Below are 1,079 nucleotides of genomic sequence, written 5' to 3' on the forward strand. Positions count from 1 at the left end.
GTTGTTCGTCTCATTCCCCATGAGATGGACAATGGCTGCTTTTTTATGTGGGAAAGACGCAAGAGCAAGATAGATGAACAAAACGCAGAAATGCGCAATTTCAGCGCAAACTCGCGACAGAAACAAAGACCGAAGCACATGTGCTTCGGTCTTTTGCAGGTTAAAAAATTTCGATGTCATTGGTGGCGAGCACGTTGCCGCTCTGCTGCTGGGTGCGGTAGGTTTTCGGTGTACATCCGACCTTGCGCGTGAATACGTTGATAAAGCTGCTCGCGGAGCCGTAGCCGACTTCGTAGGCGATTTCCGCAACGGATTTTCGGCTGTGTGTCAACAATCGCTGGGCTTTTTCCAAGCGGGTGTTGATGATATATTCGGATGGAGAATAGCCGGTCTGCTTTTTAAATAGATGCGATAAATAGTATGGACTGAAGTTTGTCAGCTGAGACAAATCATCCAGCGTGATTGGCTCTCCGACATGCGCGAGGATGTAGCGGATCGCTTCGCTGATCGGCGCGTTCTCTTCAATAGGCGGGACGGCGGACAGCGAAAGCTTGTATAAAAGTTGCGTAATCCACGTAGAAATGTATAAAGGCGGCTGCACGGTGCCTTTTTCGTGCATGAGAGCGGTTTCGTACAGCTCTTTGCCGATTTCCATGTTTTCGTCCTGACGGAATATAGGGCTGCCGTTTAATTCGATGACATAATCGACCAGCGCGTGAGAATTGCCGCCGTCAAAATGGATGTAGACAAACTCCGTGCCGTCGTGCGAACGATAGTAATGTGGATTGACGCAGTCGAGCAGTAATACATCGCCTTTATGAATCGTATAGGACTTGTGCTTATATTTGACATCCATCTCACCGTTGCGCACGAATAGCAGCAGGGCTTCCGGATAGCTGTCTCGATCCATATAGTATTGTCCGGTACAGTAGTAGTGGCCGCACCAAGTCATATAGATCAGGTTCTTTCTCGCAAATTCCGACGGCTGAAACGTCGAGCAATGGGATTGCGGGAGAATGCCTGGATCAACACTTTTCATTTTTTTACACCTCTATTTCTTTGAAAGCAAATACGATGAA

1 protein-coding gene is annotated in these 1,079 nt (G+C 48.0%); it reads right to left on the reverse strand.

Annotated features, from left to right (window positions below; all coding sequences use genetic code 11):
• Positions 1-160 precede the first annotated feature (160 nt).
• Positions 161-1,039, reverse strand: coding sequence for a helix-turn-helix domain-containing protein (locus ACR0P9_RS13075; RefSeq protein ID WP_432620836.1), 879 nt, complete (start codon positions 1,037-1,039; stop codon positions 161-163).
• Positions 1,040-1,079: the final 40 nt, after the last annotated feature.

It is taken from the genome of Butyricicoccus sp., from assembly GCF_050872565.1.
GTDB lineage: Bacteria > Bacillota > Clostridia > Oscillospirales > Butyricicoccaceae > Butyricicoccus_A.